This is a genomic window from Pseudomonas parafulva (genome assembly GCF_000800255.1).
Classification (GTDB): Bacteria; Pseudomonadota; Gammaproteobacteria; order Pseudomonadales; family Pseudomonadaceae; genus Aquipseudomonas; species Aquipseudomonas boreofloridensis.
The window spans coordinates 1,489,894-1,513,733 of record NZ_CP009747.1 but is presented as its reverse complement, the minus strand read 5'-3'; the positions used below and the strand labels follow the sequence as shown (position 1 = coordinate 1,513,733).

Annotated in this window: 20 protein-coding genes and 1 riboswitch; of the genes, 10 read left to right on the top strand and 10 right to left on the bottom strand. The window is 64.6% G+C overall.

All coding sequences use genetic code 11. From position 1 onward, the window contains the following. Positions 1 to 2: 2 nt before the first annotated feature. Positions 3 to 1,298: an NAD(P)/FAD-dependent oxidoreductase gene (locus tag NJ69_RS06660; protein WP_039577335.1), complete on the top strand. Its 1,296-nt coding sequence runs from the start codon at positions 3 to 5 to the stop codon at positions 1,296 to 1,298. A gap of 38 nt (positions 1,299 to 1,336) precedes the next feature. Here NJ69_RS06660 and NJ69_RS06655 read toward each other — a convergent pair whose 3' ends face one another. Beyond that, positions 1,337 to 2,713: an L-serine ammonia-lyase gene (locus NJ69_RS06655; RefSeq protein WP_039577332.1), complete on the bottom strand. Its 1,377-nt coding sequence runs from the start codon at positions 2,711 to 2,713 to the stop codon at positions 1,337 to 1,339. A 146-nt stretch (positions 2,714 to 2,859) separates the two neighbouring features. Here NJ69_RS06655 and NJ69_RS06650 point away from each other — a divergent pair, with 146 nt between their 5' ends. Continuing rightward, on the top strand, positions 2,860 to 3,849 hold the full coding sequence (locus tag NJ69_RS06650) for a LysR substrate-binding domain-containing protein (protein WP_245219516.1): 990 nt from the start codon (positions 2,860 to 2,862) through the stop codon (positions 3,847 to 3,849). A gap of 635 nt (positions 3,850 to 4,484) precedes the next feature. Here NJ69_RS06650 and NJ69_RS06645 read toward each other — a convergent pair. Beyond that, positions 4,485 to 6,845: a DNA polymerase II gene (locus NJ69_RS06645; protein ID WP_039583140.1), complete on the bottom strand. Its 2,361-nt coding sequence runs from the start codon at positions 6,843 to 6,845 to the stop codon at positions 4,485 to 4,487. Positions 6,846 to 7,049: 204 nt separating this feature from the next. Between NJ69_RS06645 and NJ69_RS06640 the strand changes: the two genes are divergently transcribed. Then, on the top strand, positions 7,050 to 9,203 hold the full coding sequence (locus tag NJ69_RS06640) for a TonB-dependent siderophore receptor (protein ID WP_039577330.1): 2,154 nt from the start codon (positions 7,050 to 7,052) through the stop codon (positions 9,201 to 9,203). 42 nt (positions 9,204 to 9,245) lie between these two features. Here the strand turns inward: NJ69_RS06640 and NJ69_RS06635 are convergent, their stop codons facing one another. The 6 genes from NJ69_RS06635 to NJ69_RS06610 are packed head-to-tail and all read right to left on the bottom strand — an operon-like array spanning position 9,246 to position 14,676. Then, positions 9,246 to 11,192, bottom strand: a complete 1,947-nt coding sequence (locus NJ69_RS06635) for a response regulator (protein ID WP_039583138.1) — start codon at positions 11,190 to 11,192, stop codon at positions 9,246 to 9,248. Continuing rightward, positions 11,182 to 12,057, bottom strand: a complete 876-nt coding sequence (locus NJ69_RS06630) for a sensor histidine kinase (RefSeq protein WP_029615223.1) — start codon at positions 12,055 to 12,057, stop codon at positions 11,182 to 11,184. Before NJ69_RS06630 ends, NJ69_RS06635 begins: the two co-directional genes overlap by 11 nt. Continuing rightward, a complete protein-coding gene (locus tag NJ69_RS06625) occupies positions 12,050 to 13,066 on the bottom strand; it encodes an ATP-binding protein (protein ID WP_245219514.1) in 1,017 nt (338 codons plus the stop codon). The genes NJ69_RS06630 and NJ69_RS06625 overlap by 8 nt, the downstream gene beginning before the upstream one ends. Beyond that, on the bottom strand, positions 13,057 to 13,461 hold the full coding sequence (locus tag NJ69_RS06620) for an anti-sigma regulatory factor (protein WP_039577327.1): 405 nt from the start codon (positions 13,459 to 13,461) through the stop codon (positions 13,057 to 13,059). Before NJ69_RS06620 ends, NJ69_RS06625 begins: the two co-directional genes overlap by 10 nt. After that, positions 13,458 to 13,820 carry an STAS domain-containing protein gene (locus NJ69_RS06615; RefSeq protein WP_039577325.1) on the bottom strand — a complete coding sequence of 121 codons (363 nt, stop codon included), beginning with the start codon at positions 13,818 to 13,820 and terminating at the stop codon, positions 13,458 to 13,460. Before NJ69_RS06615 ends, NJ69_RS06620 begins: the two co-directional genes overlap by 4 nt. Positions 13,821 to 13,824: 4 nt before the next feature. After that, the gene (locus NJ69_RS06610; protein WP_039577322.1) at positions 13,825 to 14,676 is read right to left on the bottom strand and encodes an STAS domain-containing protein; all 852 of its coding nucleotides are present in this window, start codon (positions 14,674 to 14,676) and stop codon (positions 13,825 to 13,827) included. 464 nt (positions 14,677 to 15,140) lie between these two features. On the opposite strand from NJ69_RS06610, the gene NJ69_RS06605 reads away from it, so the two are divergent. The 4 genes from NJ69_RS06605 to NJ69_RS06590 all read left to right on the top strand — a co-directional run bounded on the left by NJ69_RS06605 (position 15,141) and on the right by NJ69_RS06590 (position 18,487). Continuing rightward, positions 15,141 to 15,392, top strand: coding sequence for a hypothetical protein (locus tag NJ69_RS06605; protein WP_039577320.1), 252 nt, complete (start codon positions 15,141 to 15,143; stop codon positions 15,390 to 15,392). 366 nt (positions 15,393 to 15,758) lie between these two features. Continuing rightward, on the top strand, positions 15,759 to 16,439 hold the full coding sequence (locus NJ69_RS06600) for a response regulator transcription factor (RefSeq protein ID WP_039577318.1): 681 nt from the start codon (positions 15,759 to 15,761) through the stop codon (positions 16,437 to 16,439). Continuing rightward, on the top strand, positions 16,417 to 17,808 hold the full coding sequence (locus tag NJ69_RS06595; protein WP_039577315.1) for a sensor histidine kinase: 1,392 nt from the start codon (positions 16,417 to 16,419) through the stop codon (positions 17,806 to 17,808). The genes NJ69_RS06600 and NJ69_RS06595 overlap by 23 nt, the downstream gene beginning before the upstream one ends. Positions 17,809 to 17,917: 109 nt before the next feature. Then, complete coding sequence (locus tag NJ69_RS06590) at positions 17,918 to 18,487, top strand: GNAT family N-acetyltransferase (RefSeq protein WP_039577312.1); 570 nt, start codon at positions 17,918 to 17,920, stop codon at positions 18,485 to 18,487. A gap of 67 nt (positions 18,488 to 18,554) precedes the next feature. Here NJ69_RS06590 and NJ69_RS06585 read toward each other — a convergent pair whose 3' ends face one another. Beyond that, the gene (locus tag NJ69_RS06585; RefSeq protein ID WP_029614050.1) at positions 18,555 to 19,301 is read right to left on the bottom strand and encodes an outer membrane beta-barrel protein; all 747 of its coding nucleotides are present in this window, start codon (positions 19,299 to 19,301) and stop codon (positions 18,555 to 18,557) included. A gap of 158 nt (positions 19,302 to 19,459) precedes the next feature. Beyond that, positions 19,460 to 19,662, top strand: a riboswitch (cobalamin riboswitch). A 108-nt stretch (positions 19,663 to 19,770) separates the two neighbouring features. Here NJ69_RS06585 and NJ69_RS06580 point away from each other — a divergent pair. The 3 genes from NJ69_RS06580 to NJ69_RS22620 all read left to right on the top strand — a co-directional run bounded on the left by NJ69_RS06580 (position 19,771) and on the right by NJ69_RS22620 (position 23,381). Then, positions 19,771 to 21,900 (top strand): TonB-dependent receptor, encoded by a 2,130-nt coding sequence (locus NJ69_RS06580; RefSeq protein ID WP_039577309.1) that lies wholly within the window; start codon positions 19,771 to 19,773, stop codon positions 21,898 to 21,900. 103 nt (positions 21,901 to 22,003) lie between these two features. Next, a complete protein-coding gene (locus NJ69_RS06575; RefSeq protein WP_039577306.1) occupies positions 22,004 to 23,158 on the top strand; it encodes a DUF1624 domain-containing protein in 1,155 nt (384 codons plus the stop codon). 67 nt (positions 23,159 to 23,225) lie between these two features. Then, positions 23,226 to 23,381 (top strand): hypothetical protein, encoded by a 156-nt coding sequence (locus tag NJ69_RS22620; RefSeq protein ID WP_155290521.1) that lies wholly within the window; start codon positions 23,226 to 23,228, stop codon positions 23,379 to 23,381. Positions 23,382 to 23,400: 19 nt separating this feature from the next. On the opposite strand, the gene NJ69_RS06570 is transcribed toward NJ69_RS22620, so the two are convergent. Next, complete coding sequence (locus tag NJ69_RS06570; protein WP_080754802.1) at positions 23,401 to 23,739, bottom strand: hypothetical protein; 339 nt, start codon at positions 23,737 to 23,739, stop codon at positions 23,401 to 23,403. Positions 23,740 to 23,840: the final 101 nt, after the last annotated feature.

Sequence of the window (23,840 nt, the reverse complement as noted above, 5' to 3'; positions counted from 1 at the left end):
CGATGCCCCCTCAAACCGAACACACTGCTTCCTACTACGCGGCCACCGCCCGGGCCAAAACCCACTACCCCACGCTCCAGGGCGATCTGCACGCGGACGTGTGCGTGGTCGGTGGCGGTCTGACCGGCGTCAACACCGCACTGGAGCTGGCCGAGCGCGGTCTCTCGGTGATCCTGCTCGAAGCCCGCCGCATCGGCTGGGGCGCCAGCGGACGCAATGGCGGGCAATTGATTCGTGGCATCGGTCACGACGTGTCGGGTTTCGCCCGGCATGTCGGCCAGGACGGTGTGCGCTACCTCAAGCAGGCAGGCTTGGACTCGGTGACGCTGGTGGCCGAGCGCATCGCCCGCTATGGCATCGAGTGCGACCTGCGCTGGGGCTTCTGCGAGCTGGCCAATACCCCAGCGCAGTTCGCCGCGTTCGACGACGAACTGCGCGACCTCGCCGACTTGGAATACGCCCACGAAACCCGCCTGATCGGCCCGCAGGATATCCACGAGATCGTCGCCAGCGACCAGTATGCGGGCGGTCTAGTGGACATGGGCTCTGGCCATCTGCATCCGCTTGACCTGGTCCAAGGCGAGGCGCGTGCGGCCAGCACCCTGGGGGTAAGGGTGTTCGAGCAGAGTCCGGTGCAGCGGATCGAGCACGGCGACACCGTCACCCTGCACTGTTCTGGGGGGACGGTGCGGGCCGAGCGTCTGGTGCTGGGGTGCAATGCGCATCTGGATGAGCTGGAGCCGCGGCTCAGCGGCAAGGTGCTGCCAGCCGGCAGCTACGTGGTGGCCACCGAACCGCTGTCCGAGGCACGGGCGCGCAGCCTGATCCCGCAGAATATGGCGCTGTGCGACCAGAAGGTCGGCCTGGACTACTACCGCCTCACCGCGGACCGGCGCCTGCTGTTCGGCGGCGCCTGTCACTATTCAGGCCGCGATCCGCAGGACATCGCCGCCTACATGCGTCCGAAGGTGCTCAAGGTGTTCCCGCAGTTGGCCGATGTGCGCCTGGACTTCCAATGGGGCGGCATGATCGGCATCACCGCCAACCGCTTTCCCCAAGTCGGCAGGCTACGACAGCAGCCGAACGTCTACTACGCCCAGGGCTATTCAGGCCATGGTCTGAACGTCACCCACTGGACCGCGCGCCTGCTGGCCGAAGCCATCGCCACCGGTCACAGCACCGGCCTGGACATCTTCAGCGCCGTGCCGCACCTGACCTTCCCCGGCGGCAAGGCCCTGCGCTCGCCGCTGCTGGCGTTGGGCATGTTGTGGTATCGGATGCGGGAGCGGTTGGGGTGACTCACACGAGGTTGCTCAGGCGCTGGCCATGAGTGCCCTCAACACTCGACGAACGCCACCGCCAATCCACCGCGCGAGGTTTCCTTGTAGTTGGCGTGCATATCAGCCCCGGTGTCGCGCATGGTGCGGATGACCCGGTCGAGGGAGATGAAGTGCTCGCCATCGCCACGCAGCGCCATCTGCACGGCGTTGATGGCCTTTACCGCGGCGATGGCATTGCGCTCGATGCACGGTACTTGGACCAGGCCGCCGACCGGGTCGCAGGTCAGGCCGAGGTTGTGTTCCAGGGCGATCTCGGCAGCGTTTTCCAACTGCGGTGGCGTGGCGCCGAGCACCTCGGCCAAGCCTGCGGCCGCCATCGAGCAGGCCGAGCCGACCTCGCCCTGGCAGCCGACTTCCGCCCCGGAAATCGATGCGTTCTTCTTGCACAGGATGCCGACTGCAGCGGCGGCCAGCAGGAAAGTCACCACGTCGTCATCGCAGACGGTGGGGTTGAATTTCATGTAGTAGTGCAGCACCGCAGGGATGATTCCGGCAGCACCATTGGTCGGCGCAGTGACCATGCGCCCGCCCGCGGCGTTCTCTTCGTTCACCGCCAGGGCGAACAGGTTCACCCACTCCATGGCACTGAGCGTTGAGCCGATCACGTTGGGCTTGCCCAGTTCCTGCAAGCTTCGATGCAGGCGCGCAGCCCGGCGCTTGACCTTCAGGCCGCCCGGCAGGATGCCTTCGTTGCGCAGGCCGTTTTCCACGCACTCACGCATGGCCGCCCAGATGGCCAGCAGACCTGCGCGAATGTCTTCGTCACTGCGCCAGGCACGCTCATTGGCCATCATCAGCTGGCTGACGCTCAGGCCATGGGTCTTGCACAGCGCCAGCAGTTCGGCGCCGGAGGAAAACTCGTAGGGCAGCGTGACCTCGCCCTCGGCGCAGGCCGGTGCGTCGATCTCGCGCTGCTCGACGATGAATCCGCCACCGACGGAGTAGTAGGTCTCGGTCAACAGGCTGCCCGCCTCGCCCTGGGCCTCCAGGCTCATGGCATTGGGGTGGTAGGCGAGGTTCTCGTCGAGCAGGCGCATGTCGCGCGCGTAGTCGAAGGGTACGGGTTGCGTGCCATCGAGGATCAAGCATTGCTCCTGCAGCAATTGCTCGATACGCGGCTCGATGCTGTGCGGATCGATCCGGTCCGGCCATTGGCCCATCAACCCAAGCAAACAGGCGCGGTCGGTGGCATGGCCCACGCCGGTGGCCGACAACGAGCCATACAGACGCACTTCGACCCGCGTCACCTGGGCCAGCAAACCCGCTTCGCGCAGGTGCTGGGCGAAGGTCGCAGCAGCGCGCATTGGCCCCACCGTGTGGGAGCTGGATGGCCCAATGCCGATTTTGAAGAGGTCGAAAACGCTGATAGCCATACTAATATCTGGCCGGTGCGCCGATAGTCGGCACCGCCCAGTCCTCGCGGGTAATTGGTGAGAATTACTTATATGAGTAATACTGACGCGCGAGTCGCAGCATGACCAACGAAACTTTCTACACAAGCCATTAGCAGGACTAAACGATGAAAGGCCAATTGAATGGTCAGGTGTTCGTCTGGCTCCACGTGTTTGCCTGCGCAGCCCGGCACTTGTCGTTCACCCGATGCGCCGAAGAGCTGCATATCACGCCCGGCGCGGTGAGCCAGCAGATGCGCCAGCTCGAGGAGCGCTTGGGGTTTGCGCTGTTCCTGCGGCGCGCCCGGGGGGTGGAGCTGACCGCTGAAGGTCAGCGACTGGCGCTGACGGTTGCCGAAGCCTATGGCAGCATCGAGGCCGAACTGTTGCGCCTGGACGCAGGCGAGATCCGTGGCACCCTGCGCTTGCGCTCGATTCCCTCATTCTTGGCCAAATGGCTCACGCCGCGCCTGCCGCGCTTCCAGCAGCGTTATCCGGACATCGAACTGCGCTTGGTGGCCGAGGACAGTAAGCAGGCGCTGAACGAAGGCGACTTCGACCTGGCCATCGACCTCAACGACGGCAGCTACCCAGGCATGCTCTCGACGCCGTTGCTGGACGAGCAGATCTTTCCAGTGTGCTCGCCAAGCCTGCTGCGCGGTCGTCCGCCGCTGCACGGTCCGGCGGACCTGGTGCACTATCCGTTGCTGCATGACATCACCGCTTGGCGGGGCAGTTCGGAATACGCGGAGTGGGAGTTCTATCTCGAGGGGATTGGTGCCGGGGGACTGGATGTGCGGCGGGGGCATACCTTCAATCGCAACCATCTCACCATCGAGGCGGCGATTGCCGGGATTGGGGTGGCGATTGCCAGGCGCACGTTGCTCAACGATGAGCTTGAGCGGGGGGCGTTGATCGTGCCGTTTGGGGTGGCCATTCCTAATCACAAGCGGTACGTGCTGTTGTATCCGCCTGGGGGGTTGACTCAGCCGGGGGCACGGGCGGTGCATGATTGGCTGGTGGAGGAGGCCCGGGTTTTTCGGGGGGTGGGGTTTTGGGGTGATCTGGTTTTTTTGGGGGCGGTTTTGATTTGGGGGCTTATCCGTTGGCTGTGGTGAGGCTGATTCACCTTTTCGCCCTTACGGCGACCCCCTTTTTTTCTTGGAAAAAAGGGGGGCAAAAACCGCTTGCTCCCGCATACGGCCCCTGCGCTGCGCGCAGGGGTTCCCTCGCGCCGGCGTCGCTCCGGGAGGAGCGCGCTTAGGGGCCTTCCTGGCCCCAAGCGCTTGACGGGCATCCATGCCCGTCACCTCCCTGCGCAACGCCTATGCTCGGCCTCCTGAGGTCGCGGTTGGCGGTGTTTGAGCTACCGCGCACTAAGATCAACGGCAACGGCGGTTTAATCGCGCAGCGCTCGGATAAATCTGCCCCACCGCCCTGCTTCTAAGCGCGCGTCAGTTCAGACGCCGCCCATCGCGACCTCAGGAGGCCGAGCAGAGGTGGCATGGAGGGGGTTGACGGGCATGGATGCCCGTCAAGCGCTTGGGGCCATGGATGGCCCCTAAGCGCGGTACCCCCGGAGTGCCACCGGCGCGAGGGAACCCCGCAGCGCAGCGAAGGGGCCGGATGCGGGAGCAAGCGGTTTTTGCCTACTTTTTTCCAAGAAAAAAAGTAGGTCGCCGTAAGGGCGAAAAGGTGACTAAGCATCACCAAAAAATCCGGATACCCCCCCGGCCCGCAACAAAAACCACCCTCAGAAAAGCAAAAGCTGCCGCCCCGTCAACCCCGCAAAATCATCCCCCACAAACGGCAAGATGGCATCCGCCACCGGCTGCAACTGCCGACTCAGGTAATGCTCATGATCCACAGGCGACCGCCGCTCCTCCAAAGGCTCCGGCCCCGCCACGGTCATGACGTAACTGATCCATCCCCCCCGCTGATACTGCAAAGGCCGCCCAACCCGCCGGTTGTACTCATCAGCCAACCGCGCCGCCCGCACATGCGGCGGTACGTTGTGCTGATAGTCGCTCAAAGGCCGGCGCAACCGCTTGCGATACACCAGCAACTCATCCAGCTCCCCCGCCAACGTACGCCCCACGAACTCGCGCACATACTCGCGATACGGCTGATCGCGAAAGATCCGCCCATACAGCTCCTGCTGAAACAACCGCGCCAACGGCGACCAGTCGGTGCGCACCGATTCCAGTCCCTTGTACACCACCTCGTCGTGCCCCTCGCCACGCTGCACCAGACCGGCATAGCGCTTCTTGCTACCCTCCTCCGTGCCACGGATGGTGGGCATCAGAAACCGCCGGTAATGCGTCTCGAACTGCAACTCCAGCGCGCTGTCGAGCCCCATCTCAGTGCTCAAGTGCTCGCGCCACCACTGGTTGACCTGCGCCACCAGGGCGCGGCCGATCTGCGCCGCCGCCTCCTCGCCATGGGCACCCTTGAGCCAGACGAACGTCGAGTCGGTATCACCATAGATCACCTCCAACCCTTGCGCCTCGATCAGTGCCCGGGTCTGGCGCATGATCTGGTGCCCGCGCAAGGTGATCGACGACGCCAGGCGCGGGTCGAAAAAGCGGCAACCGCTGGAGCCCAATACCCCGTAGAACGCGTTCATGATGATTTTCAGCGCCTGGGACAGCGGCGCGTTGCCCACCTGCTTGGCCGCCTCGCGGCCCTGCCAGACCCGCTCGACGATGGCTGGCAGGCAGTGTCGGGTACGGGAAAACCGCGCCCCTCGAAAGCCCTCCACCGAATGCAACTCATCCGGCTCGCGCAGGCCCTCGATCAAGCCCACCGGATCGATCAGAAAGGTGCGGATGATCGACGGATAGAGACTCTTGTAGTCCAGCACCAGCACCGACTCGTACAGCCCGGGTCGCGAATCCATGACGAATCCGCCCGGACTGGCCTCGCCGTCGCGCTCGCCCAGGTTCGGCGCGACGAAACCCTGGCGGTGCATGGCCGGGATGTACAGATGACCGAAAGCCGCCACCGAGCCGCCGCTGCGGTCGGCCGGCAGGCCTGTGACCGAAGCACGCTCGAGCAGAAAGTCCAGCAGCCGGGTGTGCTCGAAGATCGCCGTGACCAGCTCGCAGTCCTTGAGGTTGTAGTGCGCCAGCGCCGGCTTGTCCTCGGCGAACATACGGTTGATTTCGTCCATGCGCTGGTACGGTGTGGAAATCGCCTTGCCCTCGCCGAGCAAGGTCTGGGCGACGTTCTCCAGGCTGAACGACGGAAAACTCCAGGTCGCCGAGCGCAGCGCCTCGACGCCATCGATCAGCAGGCGGCCGGGCGCGTCGGCGAAGAAGTGGGTGCGGCTGCCATGCTCGCGCAAGGTCATGGGCGCACCGTCACGGCCCAGGTACAACGGCACCTTCAAACGTTGGGCATGCTCGTGGAGCACGCGCAGGTCGAACTGGATGACGTTCCAGCCGATGATCGCGTCCGGGTCATGGTGAGCCAACCACTGGTTGAGGCAGTCGAGCAACGCGGCGCGGTCGTCGCAGTAGTGGAGTTCGAAGTCCACCGACTGTGCGTCGCCATTGGGCGGGCCGAGCATGTACACCACGCGCTGCCCGCAACCGTGCAGGCCGATGCTGTAGAGCTCGCCGCGCTCGGTGGTCTCGATGTCCAGCGATACCAGCCGCAGCCGTGGCCGATAGTGCGGATGCGGTTTGAGTTGGGCGTGCTCAAGCGTGCCTTGACCGTCGTCGTGGCCACCGAACAGCACCGGCGCGGTGATGAAGCGCTCCATCAGGTAGCGTTCCGGTGGGCGGATATCGGCTTCGAAGACCTCGACGCCGGCCTCGCGCAGGCGTCGCTCCAACGCCATCAACTGCCGGTGCTGTTGGCAATACAGGCCCATGACCGGACGCTGCTGAAAGTCGCGCAACTGCAGCGGGCGCAACTGCGCGCCCGGCTCGTCGGCCAGCAGCGCGCGAGCATGGGCGGCCTGCTCGGCCGGCACGAAGGCCACCGAGGTCTGCGGCGCCAGACGCACTCGGCGCGGCCCCTGGTCGGTGGCCAACCAGAACTCCACGCAGGTGCCCTCGGGCGTGTCGTGCCAATGGCGGGTCAGGACGAACCCCTGCTGCAGCGTCACAGCCACCTCGAAATAGTCATCAGGTCGGCGAGTCTAACGGCTTTGCGCCACTACCGGGATCTTTATGCCCACCGACCGGACCGTTGGGTAGTTGTGAAAAATTTGTCGAAATCTACATCCTCACCGCTTCCGCACCACGACAAATCCTGACACACTTTATTGCTAATCGTTCTCATACGTACTCGCAATAAGGACAACTCCGGCATGATCCCCGCTGCCCCACCCCGCCGCTTCGCGCCCAACCTGCTGGCCCTCGCCCTGTGCACCACACCGCTGGCCAATGCCATGGCCGAAGACGCCCCTAACGCCGGTGTTCTGGAACTCGGCGCCACCGAAATCAGCGACAACCGCCTGGGCAGCACCACCGAAGGCACCACGTCGTACACCACCGGTGCCATGGAAACCGCTACCAAGCTGCCCCTGAGCCTGCGCGAGACGCCACAGGCCGTGACCGTGGTCACGCGCCAGCGCATGGACGACCAGAACATGACCAGCATCAACGACGTGGCCCGCTACACGCCGGGCCTGTTCCTCAACCAGTCCAGCGGCCCCGGTCGGCAGACCTACACCGCCCGTGGCTTCGATGTCGACAACCTGATGTACGACGGCATCCCCAGCGCCTACACCGGCTGGGTGGTCGGCGCTCAGCCCAACCTGGCCATGTTCGACCGTGTCGAGGTGGTGCGCGGCGCCACCGGGCTGGTCACCGGCGCCGGTACACCCTCGGCCGCCATCAACCTGGTGCGCAAGCGCCCGCTACCTGGTCAGGCCGTGACCCTCACCGGTGCCGCCGGCACCTGGGACAACTACCGTGGCGAACTGGACGCTTCCAGCCCGCTCAACGACAGCGGCACCCTGCGCGGGCGCGTGGTGACCTCCTGGCAGGACAGCAATGGCTTCCGTGATGGCCAGCAGGAGAACCATGGCCTGTTCTACGCCGTCAGCGAAGCCGACCTGAGCGATGACACCACCCTGACCCTGGGCTTCTCGCACCAGAAGGACAAGACCAACGTGTTCTGGGGCTCGATCCCCACCGACCTCAATGGTCATCACCAACGCCTGTCGCGCTCATACAACCCAGGCAGCGACTGGGAAGACAAGGACCAGGAAATCAACACGCTGTTCGCCGAGGTGCGACAGCAACTGGCCAATGATTGGAAACTGCAGGTCAACGCCAACTACAGCGAACAGAACGCGCTGTTCCGAGGCTCCTACCAATCACGCTGGCGGGCGGACAAGGCGTTGCAGCGTACCGTCTACCAGTCTGCCCACGACGAGAACCAGCTAGGCCTGGACGCCTTCGCCAGTGGCCCGTTCGAGCTGCTGGGACGCGAGCACGAACTGGTGCTCGGCGCGGCCAAGCGCATCTACGACATGGATGAGCGCGACTACAGCCCGTATGACCCCAACTACCCGCTCAACGGCGGCAAGCCAGACTTCGTCCATACCAGCAACAATCGCTACCAGATCAATCAGGAAGGCGTCTACGCCACCACCCGCCTGAGCCTGGCCGACCCGCTCACGCTCATCCTCGGCGGACGTCTGGACTGGTACGACTACGACAAGCGCGGCAGCAACGACGGCGACTATAAGGTCACCCGCAACGTCACCCGTTACGGCGGGCTTATCTACGAGCTGGACGAGCACCACTCGGTGTATGCCAGCTACACCGACATCTTCACCCCGCAGGACGGCAAGGACACCTCCGGCAAGCCGATCATCCCCATCGTCGGCAAGAACTACGAAGTGGGTATCAAGGGTGAATACTTCGACGGTGCGCTCAATGCCAGCCTCGCCGTGTTCCGCATCGACCAGGAAAACCGCCAGGTCGAAGTGAGCCTGGCCAACTGCCCACAACTGACCTGCTACCAGGCCTCCGGGGAAGTGCGCAGCCAGGGTATCGACTTCGAGCTGCAGGGCGCCCTCACCGACCAGTGGCAGCTCGGCACCGGCTATACCTACGCCCGCGTGCACACGATCAAGGACGACAACAACCCGGCCGCCGTCAACAAACCGCTGAACTCCGACACGCCCGAGCATCAGTTCAAGCTGTTCACCACCTACCGCTTCCAAGGTCCGCTGGACAAGCTGCGCGTGGGCGGCGGCGTCACCTGGCAAAGCCGGATGTACAACGACATCCCGGTCAACGGCAGCACCTATCGCCTACAGCAGGGCAGCTACGCGGTCACCGACCTGATGGCCGGCTACCAGGTCAATCGCCACCTCGACCTGCAGCTCAACGCCAACAACGTCTTCGACCGCCGCTACTACTCGTCGATCTCCAAGTCGGTGGACTACGGCGGCGACAACTTCGGCGATCCACGCAACCTGATGCTCACCGCCAAATACAGCTTCTAATCCCACCTCGGCGCACGGACGCGCCAGCCCGCCGCGTAGCGTCTAGCCCTCCTCGACCAACAAGCGCCCCACTCGCTCGAGCAGATCACCGATCTTGAACGGTTTGATCAGCAAGTCCATACGCGGCGCCAGGAACGACTGGCGGTCCTGGGCGGTTTCGGCATAGCCGGTCATGAACAGCACCGGCAGTTCAGGGCGCACCTCGCGGGCCAGGTCGGCCAGTTCCCGACCGCTGAGCACCGGCAGGCCGACATCGGTCAACAGCAGGTCGAACGGGGTCTGGCCACGTAGCAGCTCCAGTGCCTGCTCGACCCCGGCCACCGTGGTGCAGCGATAACCGGCATCGGCCAGCGCTTCGGCCAGCGGCATGCGCACTGCGGCGACATCGTCGACGATCAGCAGGTGCTCACCGCTGCCGCGCAGCTCGGGCTGCTGCGGCGGCTCGACGTCGATGGCCAGGTCGTCCGTGGCCGGTAGCATCAGGCGTACTTCGGTGCCATGACCGACCACGCTGTCGAGATGGACGTGACCACCGGACTGACGGGCGAAACCATAAATGGTCGACAGGCCCAGCCCTGTGCCCTGCCCCAGTGGCTTGGTGGTGAAGAACGGGTCGAATACCTTGTCCAGCACACTGGGGTCGATGCCCTGGCCGTCATCGCGCACGCTGATCGCCAGGTACGGGCCGTCCAGCAGGTTGGGGTCGCCGTGCGACCACACCGAACTGGTGGTGATCCAGATCTGTCCGCCACGCGGCAAGGCGTCGCGGGCGTTGATCACCAGGTTGAGCACCGCACTTTCCAACTGCACCGGGTCGACCAGCGCGGTGGCCGGCTTGTTCGACAACTGCAGCCTGAGCGTCACGCGCTCGCCGATGGTGCGGTTGAGCAACTCCTCCAACGACCGTACGTGGGCGTTGACATCCACCGGCCGGGTGTCGAGCGGCTGCTGGCGGGCGAACGCCAGCAACCGGTGGGTCAGCGCCGCCCCGCTCATGGCCGAGTTCAACGCGGCTTCGGCATAGATCGGCACCCGCTCCGGGCGACCGTCGGCGATCCGTTTGCGGATCAGCTCCAGGCTGGTGATGATGCCGGTCAGCAGGTTGTTGAAGTCATGGGCGATGCCGCCGGTGAGACTACCCAGCGCATCCATCTTCTGCAGTTGCAGCAACTGTGCTTCGGTGCGCGCATGTTCGGCGACCTTCTCCGCCAGTTGCAGGGTGGTGGCGTCCAGGCGCTCCAGGTGCGAACGCTCGCGGTGCCGGTGTTCGGTGATGTCCTCGACGAAGACCAGGCACAGGCCAGGCGCCTGGTAAGGCGACAACTGCCACTCGGTCTCGCGCAACTGGCCCTCGACGCTCATCAGCAAGGTGCCACGCCAACGCTCGCCTTCGACCAGGTGCTGGCAGAGGTTGGCGATGGCCGCCTCCTGGCCCGGCGCGAAGCACTCGCGCAACTGGCGCCGGTCTTGGTTGTCCTGGGTCAGGCGCACGAACGCCTCGTTGCATTCGGCCACGCCCAACTGGCAATCGAGCACCGCGATCGGTGCCGACACGTTGTTGAAGATCTCGCGAAAGCGCGCTTCGCTGTGCCGCAGGGCCTGCTCGGCATCGCGCACACGCAGCAGCGTACGCAGGGTGGCCAGGAGCACGTCTGGGTCCACCGGATGCACCAGATACGCATCGGCACCGGCGTCCAGGCCGGTGATGATGTCGCCGCTGTGGATCGACGCCGCCGACACATGAATCACCGGCAACAAAACCGTGGCCGGATCCTTGCGCAGCAGCCGGACGATGTCGAAACCGCTCATGTCCGGCAGGTTGACGTCCAGGATCAGCGCATCGATGGCCTCACTGGCGATCAGCGCCAGGCCCTCGCCGCCGGTGGCAGCCTCCAGTACCTGATAGCCGTGCAACGCCAAGCGACGGCGCAAGGCATAGCGGGTGGCATAGTTGTCATCGACGATGAGCAAGCGGGTCTCAGCACGCATCGGCATCCCCCTGCGCCAGGGCCAGTGGGATGGTGACGAAGAACGAGGATCCGACGCCCGGCGAACTCTCCATGCCCACCTCACCGCCCAGCAGTTCGGCGAACCGCTTGCACAGCGACAGGCCCAGCCCGGTGCCACGCAGACGTTTCTGCAGCGGCGAGTCGATCTGGTTGAAATCTTCGAACAGCACATCGTGCAGATCGGCGGCGATACCGATGCCGGTATCGCTGACCGAGAAGCGCACCCGATCATTGCCCTCCAGGCGCGCGCAGACGCGCACTTCGCCACGCGGGGTGAACTTCAGGGCGTTGGAAATGAAGTTACGCAGAATCTGCGCCAGCTTCTTGTCGTCGGTGTACAGCTGTGGCAACCCTGCCGGCTCTTCGAAGATCAGGTCCACCGCCGAGCCTTCGACGATGGGTCGGAACATGCCGCGCAAGGCCGAGAACAGGTCGAGCATGTCGAACCAGGCCGGCGAGATGGTGATGCGTCCGGCCTCGATCTTGGCCAGGTCCAACAGGTCGTCGACCATGTCCGACAGCTCGCGCGAGGCCATGCTGATGAACGCCACCTGCTTGTGCTGCTCGGGCGACAGTGGGCCGTCGAGTTCGTCGCTGAGCAGGCTGGTGATGCTCAGGATCGACCCCAGCGGGGTGCGAAACTCATGGCTCATGTACGACAGGAAGCGACTCTTGAGGTCCGAGGCCTCGCGCAGTTGCTCGGCCTGGGTGTCCAATTCGGCGTAGAGCGCCAAGACGCCTTGGTTGGTCTCTTCCAGTTCCGCACGCAGGGCGTGGTTCTCCGCCTGCAATCGGGCGATGGCAGCGCCTTGTTCGGGGCTGTCGGGGTGAAGCTGTTCAGGCATGAACGCCCTCCAGGTCGATGACCATGATCGTTACATCGTCGCGGCCACGGCAGAAATCACGGTGCAGCACCGCCGCCACCAGGGCGGGATGACGGTAGGCCAGGCCTGGATAGTCCTTCAGGTCCCACCTGGACTGCAGGCCATCGCTGTAGAGAATCAATAGGTTGTCGTTCACCTGAGGGTAGTCGAACACCTGCACCTTGCGGTATTGCCCGCCGACGATGCCAGGCATCGAGGCCAGCCCGCGGGCGCGCTCGCGCCCCAGCAGCACGCCGCCGATATTGCCGATGCCGGCGAATGTCAGGCGCTCGAGTGCGGCGTCATGCTGGATCACGGCCACCGCACCGCCGCGCGTCGCCCCCATGGCGCCGTGCAAACGCTCGACCACCCGCGCCGGCGCGTCGTAGGGCGCCTGAGCAAAGGCCGTCTCGCCCGCGTCCGCTGCCGTACGCGCGTGCTCGCCATGGCCGAGGCCGTCGATCATCAGCACGCTCAAGTGACCCTCCTGCTTGGCCACGTACCAGCCGTCGCCGCACACCGTCTCGCCTGGCAGGGTGTGCTGGCACACGCCGATACGCAGATCGCGACGGTCCTGGCGTGGGCCGTGCACACGGGCCAGCAGCGCCGTGCCACGCGCATCGCTGTACAGGTCGAAGGTGTCGGCCAGGCGCTCGATGGCGCCCAGACCGATCCCCTGGGTGCCGCTGGTGGAGAAGCCGTCGGTCAGGCACGCGGCGCGATCGAATCCTTGGGCGCGATCGATGGCCAGCAGTTCCAGCATCGCTCCTTCGGCGTGCGGCCAGGCGCGCAGGTGCAAGGCCCCGCGCTCGGCATGCTTGATGATGTTGCTGGCCAGCTCGGTGGCCAGCAGCGCCGCGCGCTCGCCATCGGCCTCGGCCAGTGCGTGGCGCTGGGCCAGTTCGCGCACCTGACGCCGGGCGTGGCCGACGTGGCTGGGGTCGTCGATGACGATGAGCTGGGTGAGACTACCGCGCAGGTTCATGTCCATCGCGTGATCGTCACCCGTGTGCCCTCACCCACCGCCGTATCCAGCTCGAACTCGTCGACCAGCCGACGCGCGCCGGTCAGGCCCAGACCCAGGCCGTTGCCGGAGGTCCAACCGTCGGTGAGCGCCAGACCGAGGTCGGCGATGCCCGGGCCTTCATCGCGAAACAGCACGCGCACGCCCACGCGGGCGCCGTCGTCCAGCACCTGCCAATCCATGTCGCCGCCACCGCCGTAAACCACGGTGTTGCGCGCCAGCTCGCTGACGGCGGTGACCAGCTTGGTCAAGTCGACCAGGCGCATGCCGCATTCGCTGGCCAGCTTGCGCACCAGTTGCCGGGCCAGCACCACGTCTTGCTCGATACGCACCGGATGGCTGCCGCTGTCGCGTACGTTCATGAGCGCTGGGTCCGCTGACGCAGCACCTGCATGCCGCGCTCGACATTCAGCGCCGTGCTGACCCCCGGCAAACTCAAGCCGAGCTCGACCAGGGTGATGGCCACAGCCGGCTGCATGCCGACCATCATGGTCTGCGCGTCCATCAGGCGCGACAGGCTGGCGATCTGCGCGATCATGCGGCCGATGAAGGAGTCGACCATGTCCAGCGCGGAAATGTCGATGAGCACGCCGCGCGCGGAGGTGCGGCTGATACGGTCGGTGAGATCGTCCTGCAGGCGCAGGGCGAGCTGGTCATGCATGTCGACCTGGATGGTCACCAGCAGGAACTCGCCCATCTGGAGAATCGGGATGCGCTCCATAGTGTCAGCCGCGCCCGACCAGGCTCACGCCCAGGCGCGAGAGGGCCAGTTGCAGGGCATCGGCGAGGTTGGCCTTGGTGGTCAAGGTGCCCAGATCCAGGCCCAGGTGCACGATGGTCTGCGCGATCTGCGGGCGCACGCCGCTGATGATGCAGTCCGCGCCCATGAGGCGGATGGCGGTGACGGTCTTGAGCAGATGCTGGGCAACCAAGGTATCGACAGTCGGCACGCCGGTGATGTCGATGATGGCGATCTCCGAGCCGGTGTCGACGATGCGCTGCAACAGCGACTCCATGACGGTCTGGCTGCGTTGGGAGTCCAGGGTGCCGATCAGCGGCAGGGCCAGCACACCGTCCCACAGCTTGACGACCGGAGTAGACAGCTCGAGCAGCTCTTCCTGCTGGCGCTTGATCACTTCTTCGCGGGTTTTCTGGTAGACGCGCATGGTGTACATGCCGAGCGTGTCGAGCAGCCCGGAGATTTCCCAGAGCTGCTCGGCGAGCAGTTGCGGCTGATCGGCGTAGACCGATTGCAGCAGGCCGAACAAGGGCGCCTTGAGGGCGAAGATGAAGAAGGTGGTCTGGTGCGAGTCGTGTCCGAGACGGGCGCGGCTGGCCGAGAGGCGATCGAGGAAACGGCGGACCTCTTCCCAGCCGGCAGCGTTGACATCGGCGCCATGCTTGGCACGGGTGGTCAGGGTCAGGATCTGGAGAAACTCCTGGGCTTCCTGGGTAAGTTCCTGTTCCTTGATATTGCGGGTAGCGCCCGTGGCTTGCAGGGCCTTGAGCCAACCCTCGAGCAGTTGCTGCTGGTGGGTTTCCATCGCATTCAACGTGCTGTCTTGCAGTGCTGCCATTGTGGGCTCCTGAGGGCTGATAGGGGGGTGTCTTGTGATTTGCACCTGGGCCCCTGAATACCGACCACCCTGGGGCTCAATAGTTGTATACGTTGAGGTGGGGGTGGTCGCGATTGGCCATCTTAAGCTGAATTGGGCGGGGGGTTTGGGTATTTTTGAGGGATTGGAGGGGGATTGGAGGGGGATTGGAGGGGGGATTGGGTTTGGGGGATTATCCGGTGGCTGTGGTGAGGCTGATTCACCTTTTCGCCTTTACGGCGACCCCCTTTTTTTCTTGGAAAAAAGGGGGGCAAAAACCGCTTGCTCCCGCATCCGGCCCCTGCGCTGCGCGCAGGGGTTCCCTCGCGCCGGCGTCGCTCCGGGAGGACCGCGCTTAGGGGCCGTCCTGGCCCCAAGCGCTTGACGGGCATCCATGCCCGTCACCTCCCTGCGCAACGCCTCTGCTCGGCCTACTGAGGTCGCGGTTGGCGGTGTTTGAACTACCGCGCACTAAGATCAAGATCAAGATCAACGGCAACGGCAACGGCAACGGCAACGGCAACGGCAACGGCAACGGCAACGGCAACGGCAACGGCAACGGCAACGGCAACGGCGGTTTGATCGCGCAGCGCTCCAGAACATCTGCTCCAACCGCCCTGCTTCTAAGCGCGCCATCGTGCAGACGCCGCCCATCGCGACCTCAGGAGGCCGAGCAGAGGGGGCATGGAGGGGGTTGACGGGCATGGATGCCCGTCAAGCGCTTGGGGCCATGGATGGCCCCTAAGCGCGGTACCCCCGGAGTGCCACCGGCGCGAGGGAACCCCGCAGCGCAGCGAAGGGGCCGGATGCGGGAGCAGGCGGTTTTTGCCCCCCTTTTTTCCAAGAAAAAAAGGGGGTCGCCGTAAGGGCGAAAAGGTGACTCAGCCTCACCAAAGCCACCGGATATTCACCCAAACCCAGCAGCAGCACCAGCAGCCCCCCAAAAAAGGCCAAAGCGCCGAAGTAACACACCCCCACCCCACCCAAGATGAATTTTTCTTAAATTCCTGCTTTTCTATTCTTTGGCACAATCCCTCCATCCACCCGCCGATCAGGTTATTAGCATGCCCCGCGTACTGACCATCGAAGACGACGCCGTCACCGCCCAGGAAATCGTCGCCGAGCTCTCCAGCCACGGCCTGGAAGTCGACTGGGCAGACAACGGCCGCGAAGGCCTGGCCAAAGCCATCGCCGGCGGCTATGACATGATCACCGTCGACCGCATGCTCCCGGAGGTCGATGGCCTGACCATCGTCACCACCCTGCGCAGCTTGAAGATCGCCACCCCCATCCTCATGATCAGCGCTCTCTCGGATGTCGACGAACGCGTGCGCGGCCTGCGTGCCGGCGGTGACGACTACCTGACCAAACCCTTCGCCTCCGATGAAATGGCCGCCCGCGTCGAAGTGCTGTTGCGTCGCAACAGCGTGCCCATGACCCAGACCCGCCTGCAGGTCGCCGACCTGGAGCTGGACCTGATCAGCCACGAAGCCCGCCGCGGCGAAAGCAGCCTCAACCTGCTGCCCACCGAATACAAATTGCTCGAGTTCCTCATGCGCCATTCCGGCCAGGTGATCACCCGGATGATGATCTTCGAAGAAGTCTGGGGCTATCACTTCGACCCAGGCACCAACCTGATCGACGTGCACATCGGCCGCCTGCGCAAGAAAATCGATCCCCCCGGCCAGACGCCCCTGATCCGCACCGTACGGGGCTCCGGCTATGCCATTGCCGAACCCGTCTAAAGGCTGGAGCTCCTCCACCAGCCGCCTGCTGGCGCTGTACAGCTTCCTGTTCGTGGCCTGGAGCAGCATCCTCATGGGCGTGCTGTACTTCGAGGTCACCAGCTACCTGAACAAGCTGACCCGCCACTCGATGCTGCAACGTCAGCACCTGTTCGTGCACATGTCCGGCAAGCAACTCGATGACGCCCTTATCGCCAGCCAGGCTTTCGAAGAGCGCAGCTTCGATGCCTATGGCCTGTTCGATGCACAACTCAATCCGCTGGGCGGGCGCATCCGCTCGGTCCCGTCCGAGCTCGCCCTCGATGGCAAGGTCCACGAACTCAAGCGCTGCCTGGACGCCGACGATCCGCACCTGCCGCGCGACAGTTGCGATGCCGTGGGTCTGCGGGTGGCCGATGGCCGCTGGTTGGTCCTGGTGCGCGATAACGGCTCGCTGTTCGTGGTCACGCGGATCATCCTGCACGCGCTGCTGTGGGGTATCTCGCTGACGTTGATCCCAGGCTTCGCGGGCTGGTACCTGCTGCGCAGACGGCCGCTCAAGCGCATTCGCGCGGTGCAGGCCAGCGCTGAGCTGATCGTCGCCGGCGACCTCACCCACCGCTTGCCGCTGTCGGCGCGGCGCGACGAGCTGGACATGCTGGCCGCCATCGTCAACGCCATGCTCGACCGCATCGAACGACTGATGCACGAGGTCAAGGGCGTGTGCGACAACATCGCTCACGACCTGCGCACCCCGCTGACCCGCCTGCGCGCCCAGCTCTACCGCATCCGCCAGCAAAGCGGTGCCGACTCCGCGCAGGCCGAGGCTCTCGACCAGGCCATCGGCGAGACCGACACGCTCATGGCGCGCTTTCGCGGGCTGCTGCGCATCAGTGAGCTGGAAGACCGCCAACGCCGCGCCGGCTTCGTCGAGCTCGATCCGCACAACCTGCTGGTCGAACTGCACGACTTCTACCTGCCCCTGGCCGAAGACGGCGGTATTCGCCTGACACTGCAACAGCCCGCGCACATGCCCGCATTGCACGGCGACCGCGAACTGCTGTTCGAGGCCCTGGCCAATCTGGTCGGCAATGCCATCAAGTTCACTCCCGAAGGCGGACAGGTGCGCATCCAGGCCGTGCAGGACGCCGCAGGCGTGCATGTGGCCATCGAGGACAGCGGTCCGGGCATCCCCGAACAGGAACGGACCGCCGTGCTCAAGCGCTTCTACCGCAGCGAAGAAGGCCATCGTCATCCAGGCTTCGGCCTCGGGCTGTCGATCGTGGCGGCGATCGTCGACCTGCATGGCTTTACCCTTGAGGTCGGTGGCAGCGAATGGGGCGGCGCACGTCTGGTGCTGCATTGCCTACCCGCCGACGCGCGCGCCTAGACCCAGCGTCGGTCTGTTTGCCCCTAGCAAGCCTTGGACCCCTCATCCAGGCTTGCAAGGGGCCAGCCACGCCGCCAGACTTGCCTGCCCAGCCCTGGCAGGAACCCCCATGATCCAGCTCCGCCCCATGACCGCCGAGGACTTCGAGCGCTTCTGGCCGACCTTCCAGCACGTCGTCCACGCGCGCGAAACCTACGCCTACGACCCGCAACTGACCCAGCAGCAGGCGCGCCAGCTTTGGCTCGACCTGCCGCTGCACACCTACGTGGCCGAGGCCGAGGGTCAGTTGCTCGGTTCCTACTACCTCAAGGCCAATGCCGCAGGCCCCGGCGCCCATGTGGGCAACTGCGGCTACATGGTCACCGAGCAGGCGCGCGGGCGCGGCGTGGCCCGGGCGATGTGCGAGCACTCGCAGAAGCTGGCGCGCCAGGAAGGCTTTCTGGCCTTGCAGTTCAATTCGGTGGTGTCGAGCAACGAGGTGGCGGTGGCGCTGTGGCAGAAGCTGGGCTTCGAGATCGTCGGGCGCCTGCCCAAGGCCTATCGCCATGCCCACCTGGGACTGGTGGACTGCCTGGTGATGTACAAATGGTTGGCCGATGAGCCAGTCACGGAAAAACCCGCACTGCTGATCGGACGCAAGAACATCGAGGCAAAAGTGTCACGGCGACGCGGTCGGTAGAGGCTGTTGCACAGCCCCTACCGATCACGCACGTTGCGCCCCTGCCGGACGGCGGGGGCACGCGGGGTCAGAACGCCAGACCGACCTTCACGCCAAACTCGTCACGCTTGAGCTTGGTGTTGTCGGCAGCCGGCGAATCTTCGTCGATCTTGTATTCGGTGCGGGTGTAGTAGAGGCCGGCCTGAATCGGCATGGCGCCTTGCTGGTTCATCAACAGCGACACTTCGGCGTACGGGTTGGTACGGTCCTTCATGTCGACGCTGTCGCTCTCGAAGTCTTCGACCTTCAGACGCGCGCGACCGTCGATGCTGCGACGAGCGCCCACTTCCACACGCAGGGTGGAGGCGTCGAACTGGTGGTTGTAACCCAGCGCGGCCTTGGCGAACGGCGACTTGTAGGTCAGCTTGGTGTCCAGATCGTTGATCTCGGGTTCGAAGCGGGTCCAGCTGTAGCCGCCACCGATGATCACGTCGACGAAGTTGCGCGCATCCAGCGCGGCGCGCCAGCCCAGATCCAGGTCAGCCTGAGCTTCCTTGAGCTTGTCGTCGTTTTTCTTGCCGTACTTGGCTTCGGCACCCACTTGGTAGATGAAGCCGGATTCGGCGGTCATCTTGTTGCCAAAGTTGGCGAACACGCCGCCTTGACCCATGTGCTCCTTGTCGGAGTCGCTGCCGCCTTCGAATTTGAACTTGTTGTAAGAGCCCAGCAGACCGAAGGTGAACAGAGGATCGGTGCTCGGCGCAGCCATCGCTGCCAGAGGCGTGCCGACCAGGGCCAATGCGCAAGCGTGACGCAGCAGTTTTGCAGTAAACATTCGCAGAAGTCTCCATGACTGAATAAATAGGGCGAACGGTCGTTTCGAGACAACGTGCAGCAGAAAAGTTCGAAAAAAATATGAGAAAAAAGCGTGAATTTGCGGTCTGTCACATCGCCATCCCCTCAAACGATTGACTCGCCCCCAGGCAGGTGGTCATATGCGCGCCAGTTTCAGGTGTCCTGCGCCGCCGTGCGCAGGGTGAAACGGGAAGCCGGTGCGTCCATGCGGACAAGTCCGGCGCTGCCCCCGCAACGGTAAGCGAGCGAATCCTTCAACACACCACTGTGCACCCGCATGGGAAGGTGAAGGCTTCACGATCCTCGCAAGCCCGGAGACCGGCCTGAAGCTTCAGTTGGCAAACCCGCGGTGGGCGGGCGCAGGCCGGTGTCCCGCGCTTGCGTGCGGGGCCGCGCGTCTTTGCGTTGTTTCCACCGGGATCCATTCATTCCTGCAACAGTGGAACGACATGTCCCGACACTTCACGCTTCACACCCTGGCCGCCTGCATGGCCGTCTCCTTGCCGTCCCTGGCCGAAACCTCCACCGGCGGCGTGCTCGCACTGCCGGCAACGGCCGTCACCGACACACTGGAAGAGCCACGCATCGACCTGGCCACCCCGACCCAGGCCGGCTCGCGCCTGAACCTCAGCGCCTTGGACACCCCGGCCAGCACCAGCAGCCTGACCGCCGAACAGATCCTGCAGCGCGCCAACCGCACTGTACAGGACGCCGTGACCCGCGCGCCGGGCATCACCTCGATCGGCACGCCCGGCAACGGTAACACCGCCCTCTCCGCCCGAGGCTTCACCGGCCACAGCTCGGTGATGACCCTGTTCGACGGCTCGCGCCTGTACACCGGTGCCGGCACCCAGAGCTTTCCGGTCGACCCGTGGATGGTCGAGCGCATCGACGTGATTCGCGGTCCGGCCTCGGTGTTGTACGGCGAAGGTGCCACCGGCGCGGTCATCAATGTGATCCCGAAAAAGCCCCTGGCAGGCGAAGTTCGCAACCACCTGCGCCTGGGCTACGGCTCCTGGGACCGCCAACAGATGGGCCTGGACAGCGGCGGTAGCCTGAGCGAACGGCTCAGCTACCGCCTGGTCCTCGATCAACAGCAAGGCAATGGCTGGGTCGATCGCACCGATTCGCGCAGCCTTGCGGTGAACGCGGCGCTGCGCTTCGACGCCAGCGACGACCTGAGCTTCACCCTCGCCCACGACCGTGGCGATGACCAGCCGGCGAACTATTTCGGCACCCCGCTGATCGACGGCCGCCTGCACGGCAGCCTGCGCGACAAGAACTACAACATCCGCAACGACGTGCAGCGCTACCACGACGAGTGGACGCGACTGAACACCGACTGGGCCATCAGCGACAGCGTCAGTGCCAGCAACCAGCTGTACTACGTCAAGAGCCGTCGGCACTGGCGCAATGCCGAGGACTACCGCTGGGACCCGGATCGTGACCTGCTGGCCCGGCAGAGCTACCTTGAAATCCGCCACAACCAGGAACAGATAGGCGACCGCCAGAGCTTGAGTTTCGATCACAGCCTGTTCGGCTTGACCAGCAAGACCGTGGTCGGCGCCGAGTACAACCGGATCCGCTTCAACGTCGACAGCAATTCGCCCTACGACGACCTGCAACCCGGCGACTTCATCGACCCCTGGAGTCCGGCGCCGGGACGTTTCCAGAGCGCCAGCGCGACCCGCCCGCAAACCCTGTCCACGACTCGCACCTTCGCCCTGTTCGCCGAAAACCGTACCCAACTCAGCGAGCGCTTGTCGCTGGTCACCGGCATCCGCCGCGACCAGAACCATATCGAGCGCGACAACCTGGTGGACGACAGCCGCGTCGATCGCAGCCTGAACGGCGGCAACTGGCGTGCGGGACTGGTGTTCGCGGTCAGCGACGACCTGTCGCTGTACGGCCAGTATTCGACCAGCGAGGACGGCGTGGGCGACCTGGTCAGCCTCAGTGCCAGCCGTATCGGCTACGACCTCACCGAGTCCAGGCAAACCGAGCTAGGGCTCAAGCAGCGCTTCTGGGAGGGGCGTGGCGAGTGGACCCTGGCGGCGTACCACATCGTCAAGAAGAAGCTGCTGGTGGACGATCCGCTGACCCATGACAAGCAGCAGGCCGGCCAGCAGCGTTCGGACGGGCTGGAAGCCAGCCTGGAGCTGGACCTGGGCCAGCAATGGCAACTGTCGGCCAACGCCGCAGTGGTGCGCGCCCGGTACGACGATTTCGTTGAAAGCGTCGATGGCGTGTTCCAGGATCGTGCCGGCAATCGACCGGCCAATGTGCCTCGGCGCACCGCCAATCTGTGGCTGAGCAAAGGCTTCGGCGAGCGTGTCGATGCCGGCGTCGGCCTGCGCTACGTCGATCAGCGTTACGCCGACACTGCGAACCTGGCCAGCGTACCGGGCTATACCGTGATGGACGCCAATCTTGGCTGGCAGGTGCTGCCCGAGGTGCGTCTTGGCCTGCAACTGAACAACCTGTTCGACCGCCAGTATGTGGTCGCGGCCCACAGTGGCGAGCAGTGGCTGCTGGGCACGCCACGGTCGTATTTCGCGACGCTGGACTACCGCTTCTGACGCTGTGCCGCTTCGCCGGGCAAAGGCCTGCGAAGCGGCAAGACAACGCCACACCGACAAAAGAAATAAGATAACATCTCGCTTTTTTTTCCAGACGTCCCCCATGCCAACTTCAAACATCCCTGCGACTCGCCTGCACAGCATCGATGCCCTGCGTGGCCTGGTCATGCTGTTCATGCTGCTGGACCACGTGCGCGAGACTTTCCTGCTGCACCGCCAGGTCGGCGACCCGATGGACATCGACACCACGGAGCCTGCGCTGTTTCTCAGCCGCACCCTGGCGCACCTGTGCGCGCCGGTGTTCGTGCTGCTGACCGGTCTGAGCGCCTGGCTGTATGGCGAAAAATACCAGGGCCGGGGCGACGTTTCGGCGTTCCTGTTCAAGCGCGGCCTGTTTCTGGTGGTGCTCGAACTGACCTTGGTGAACCTCGCCTGGAGCCTGCAACTGCCGCCCAGCGTGATCTACCTGCAGGTGATCTGGGCCATCGGCCTGAGCATGATCGCCCTGTCGCTGCTGATCTGGCTGCCACGCCCGATGCTGCTGGCACTGGGTGTGCTCATCGTGGCCGGACACAACCTGCTCGACGGCCTGCATGTCGCCCCCGACTCGCTGTGGCATGCACCCTGGGCGGTGCTGCATGAGCGCAGTTGGCTCGAGGTGGCGCCACAACTGCGCCTGCGCGTCACCTACCCGCTGCTGCCATGGATCGGCGTGATCGCCCTGGGCTACGGCCTCGGCCCCTGGTTCGCGCGCGGCAGCGATGCCGCATCGCGCGCCAGCAAATTGCTGATGGCCGGCTGTGGCGCCTTGTTGGGCTTCGTCGTGTTGCGCGCGATTAACGGTTACGGCGAAGCGGCCTGGCGAGTGCATGATGACCTCACGCACACCGTCATGAGCCTGCTCAACATCACCAAGTACCCACCGTCGCTGCTGTTCCTGCTGCTCACCCTCGGCATCGGTCTGCTATTGCTGCGCGCGTTCGAGCGCGTGGGCGATACCCGCTGGATCGCTGTGCTGACGGTGCTGGGCAGCGCGCCGATGTTCTTCTATCTATTGCACCTTTATGTGCTGAAAGTGCTGTACCTGATCGCCCTCGGCATGTTCGGGCGCAATCACGGCGATTACTTCGGCTTCGACAGCGTCGGCGACGTCTGGGTGATGACGGTGCTGCTGGCCGTGGCCTTGTATCCGCCGGTGCAGCGCTTCGCCCGGTTCAAGGCGCGGCGCCGCGACATTCGCTGGCTCAAGTACTTGTGAGCCGGGGCGACGGCAGACGGGCGATGGGGTTACCATCGCCCTCCCGCAAACAACCGAGGCCGGTCAGATGAGCAGAATGATTCAATTCCTGGTGGTCGTCGTGCTGTGTACGGCCATCGGCGTGCTGTGCGAACGCTTCGCCGTGAACCAGTACCTGAAGTGGCTGCTGATGGCCTTGCCCGCCATCGTCTGGGTGCGCCTGCGCAATCCACTGAAGGAATGAGACGCGCCGCCCGGCGGCATCAGTACGCGGCGCGGTCGTAGCCTGAACCGTTGGTGGCACGCAGGAACGCGTCGTAGTAGCTGGCCAGATTGCTGCCTTTTTCGTACAGGATGGTGGCGAAGTCGGCCGGAACAATGGAGTCCTGTTCCCACAGCCGGTTCATCTGCCCAGAGCGCAGGTACGGCAGGAAGTCCTCGTTGACGCAGTCGCTGCCCAAGTGCGAGCGGCCGAAATACAGGGCCGAGATCAGTGCGATCTGATCGTCAGGCGCCAGGGTCGAGAGAAAGGCTTGCGCGGCCTCCACCGAATGGAAAGGCAGATGCGGGACAATGGCGTCAATCAGTTCGTCGATGTGCATGAAGCGCTCCTTTTGAAAGTCGAGCTGCATTAACCGGGTGCTCCGCCCTGTGCGTCAAAAACGCGGTGTCGAGCATCACGGCGGCGCTGCCAGTCGATTCT

Coding starts and splice junctions, on each gene's coding strand:
- NJ69_RS06635 (WP_039583138.1), bottom strand. CDS start 11,192: ATGCGTGCTGAGACCCGCTTGCTCATCGTCGATGACAACTATGCCACC.
- NJ69_RS06595 (WP_039577315.1), top strand. CDS start 16,417: ATGCCATTGCCGAACCCGTCTAAAGGCTGGAGCTCCTCCACCAGCCGC.
- NJ69_RS06655 (WP_039577332.1), bottom strand. CDS start 2,713: ATGGCTATCAGCGTTTTCGACCTCTTCAAAATCGGCATTGGGCCATCC.
- NJ69_RS06615 (WP_039577325.1), bottom strand. CDS start 13,820: ATGGAGCGCATCCCGATTCTCCAGATGGGCGAGTTCCTGCTGGTGACC.
- NJ69_RS06640 (WP_039577330.1), top strand. CDS start 7,050: ATGATCCCCGCTGCCCCACCCCGCCGCTTCGCGCCCAACCTGCTGGCC.
- NJ69_RS06610 (WP_039577322.1), bottom strand. CDS start 14,676: ATGGCAGCACTGCAAGACAGCACGTTGAATGCGATGGAAACCCACCAG.
- NJ69_RS06580 (WP_039577309.1), top strand. CDS start 19,771: ATGTCCCGACACTTCACGCTTCACACCCTGGCCGCCTGCATGGCCGTC.
- NJ69_RS22620 (WP_155290521.1), top strand. CDS start 23,226: ATGAGCAGAATGATTCAATTCCTGGTGGTCGTCGTGCTGTGTACGGCC.
- NJ69_RS06590 (WP_039577312.1), top strand. CDS start 17,918: ATGATCCAGCTCCGCCCCATGACCGCCGAGGACTTCGAGCGCTTCTGG.
- NJ69_RS06660 (WP_039577335.1), top strand. CDS start 3: ATGCCCCCTCAAACCGAACACACTGCTTCCTACTACGCGGCCACCGCC.
- NJ69_RS06630 (WP_029615223.1), bottom strand. CDS start 12,057: ATGCCTGAACAGCTTCACCCCGACAGCCCCGAACAAGGCGCTGCCATC.
- NJ69_RS06620 (WP_039577327.1), bottom strand. CDS start 13,461: ATGAACGTACGCGACAGCGGCAGCCATCCGGTGCGTATCGAGCAAGAC.
- NJ69_RS06570 (WP_080754802.1), bottom strand. CDS start 23,739: ATGCACATCGACGAACTGATTGACGCCATTGTCCCGCATCTGCCTTTC.
- NJ69_RS06650 (WP_245219516.1), top strand. CDS start 2,860: ATGAAAGGCCAATTGAATGGTCAGGTGTTCGTCTGGCTCCACGTGTTT.
- NJ69_RS06625 (WP_245219514.1), bottom strand. CDS start 13,066: ATGGACATGAACCTGCGCGGTAGTCTCACCCAGCTCATCGTCATCGAC.
- NJ69_RS06575 (WP_039577306.1), top strand. CDS start 22,004: ATGCCAACTTCAAACATCCCTGCGACTCGCCTGCACAGCATCGATGCC.
- NJ69_RS06600 (WP_039577318.1), top strand. CDS start 15,759: ATGCCCCGCGTACTGACCATCGAAGACGACGCCGTCACCGCCCAGGAA.
- NJ69_RS06585 (WP_029614050.1), bottom strand. CDS start 19,301: ATGTTTACTGCAAAACTGCTGCGTCACGCTTGCGCATTGGCCCTGGTC.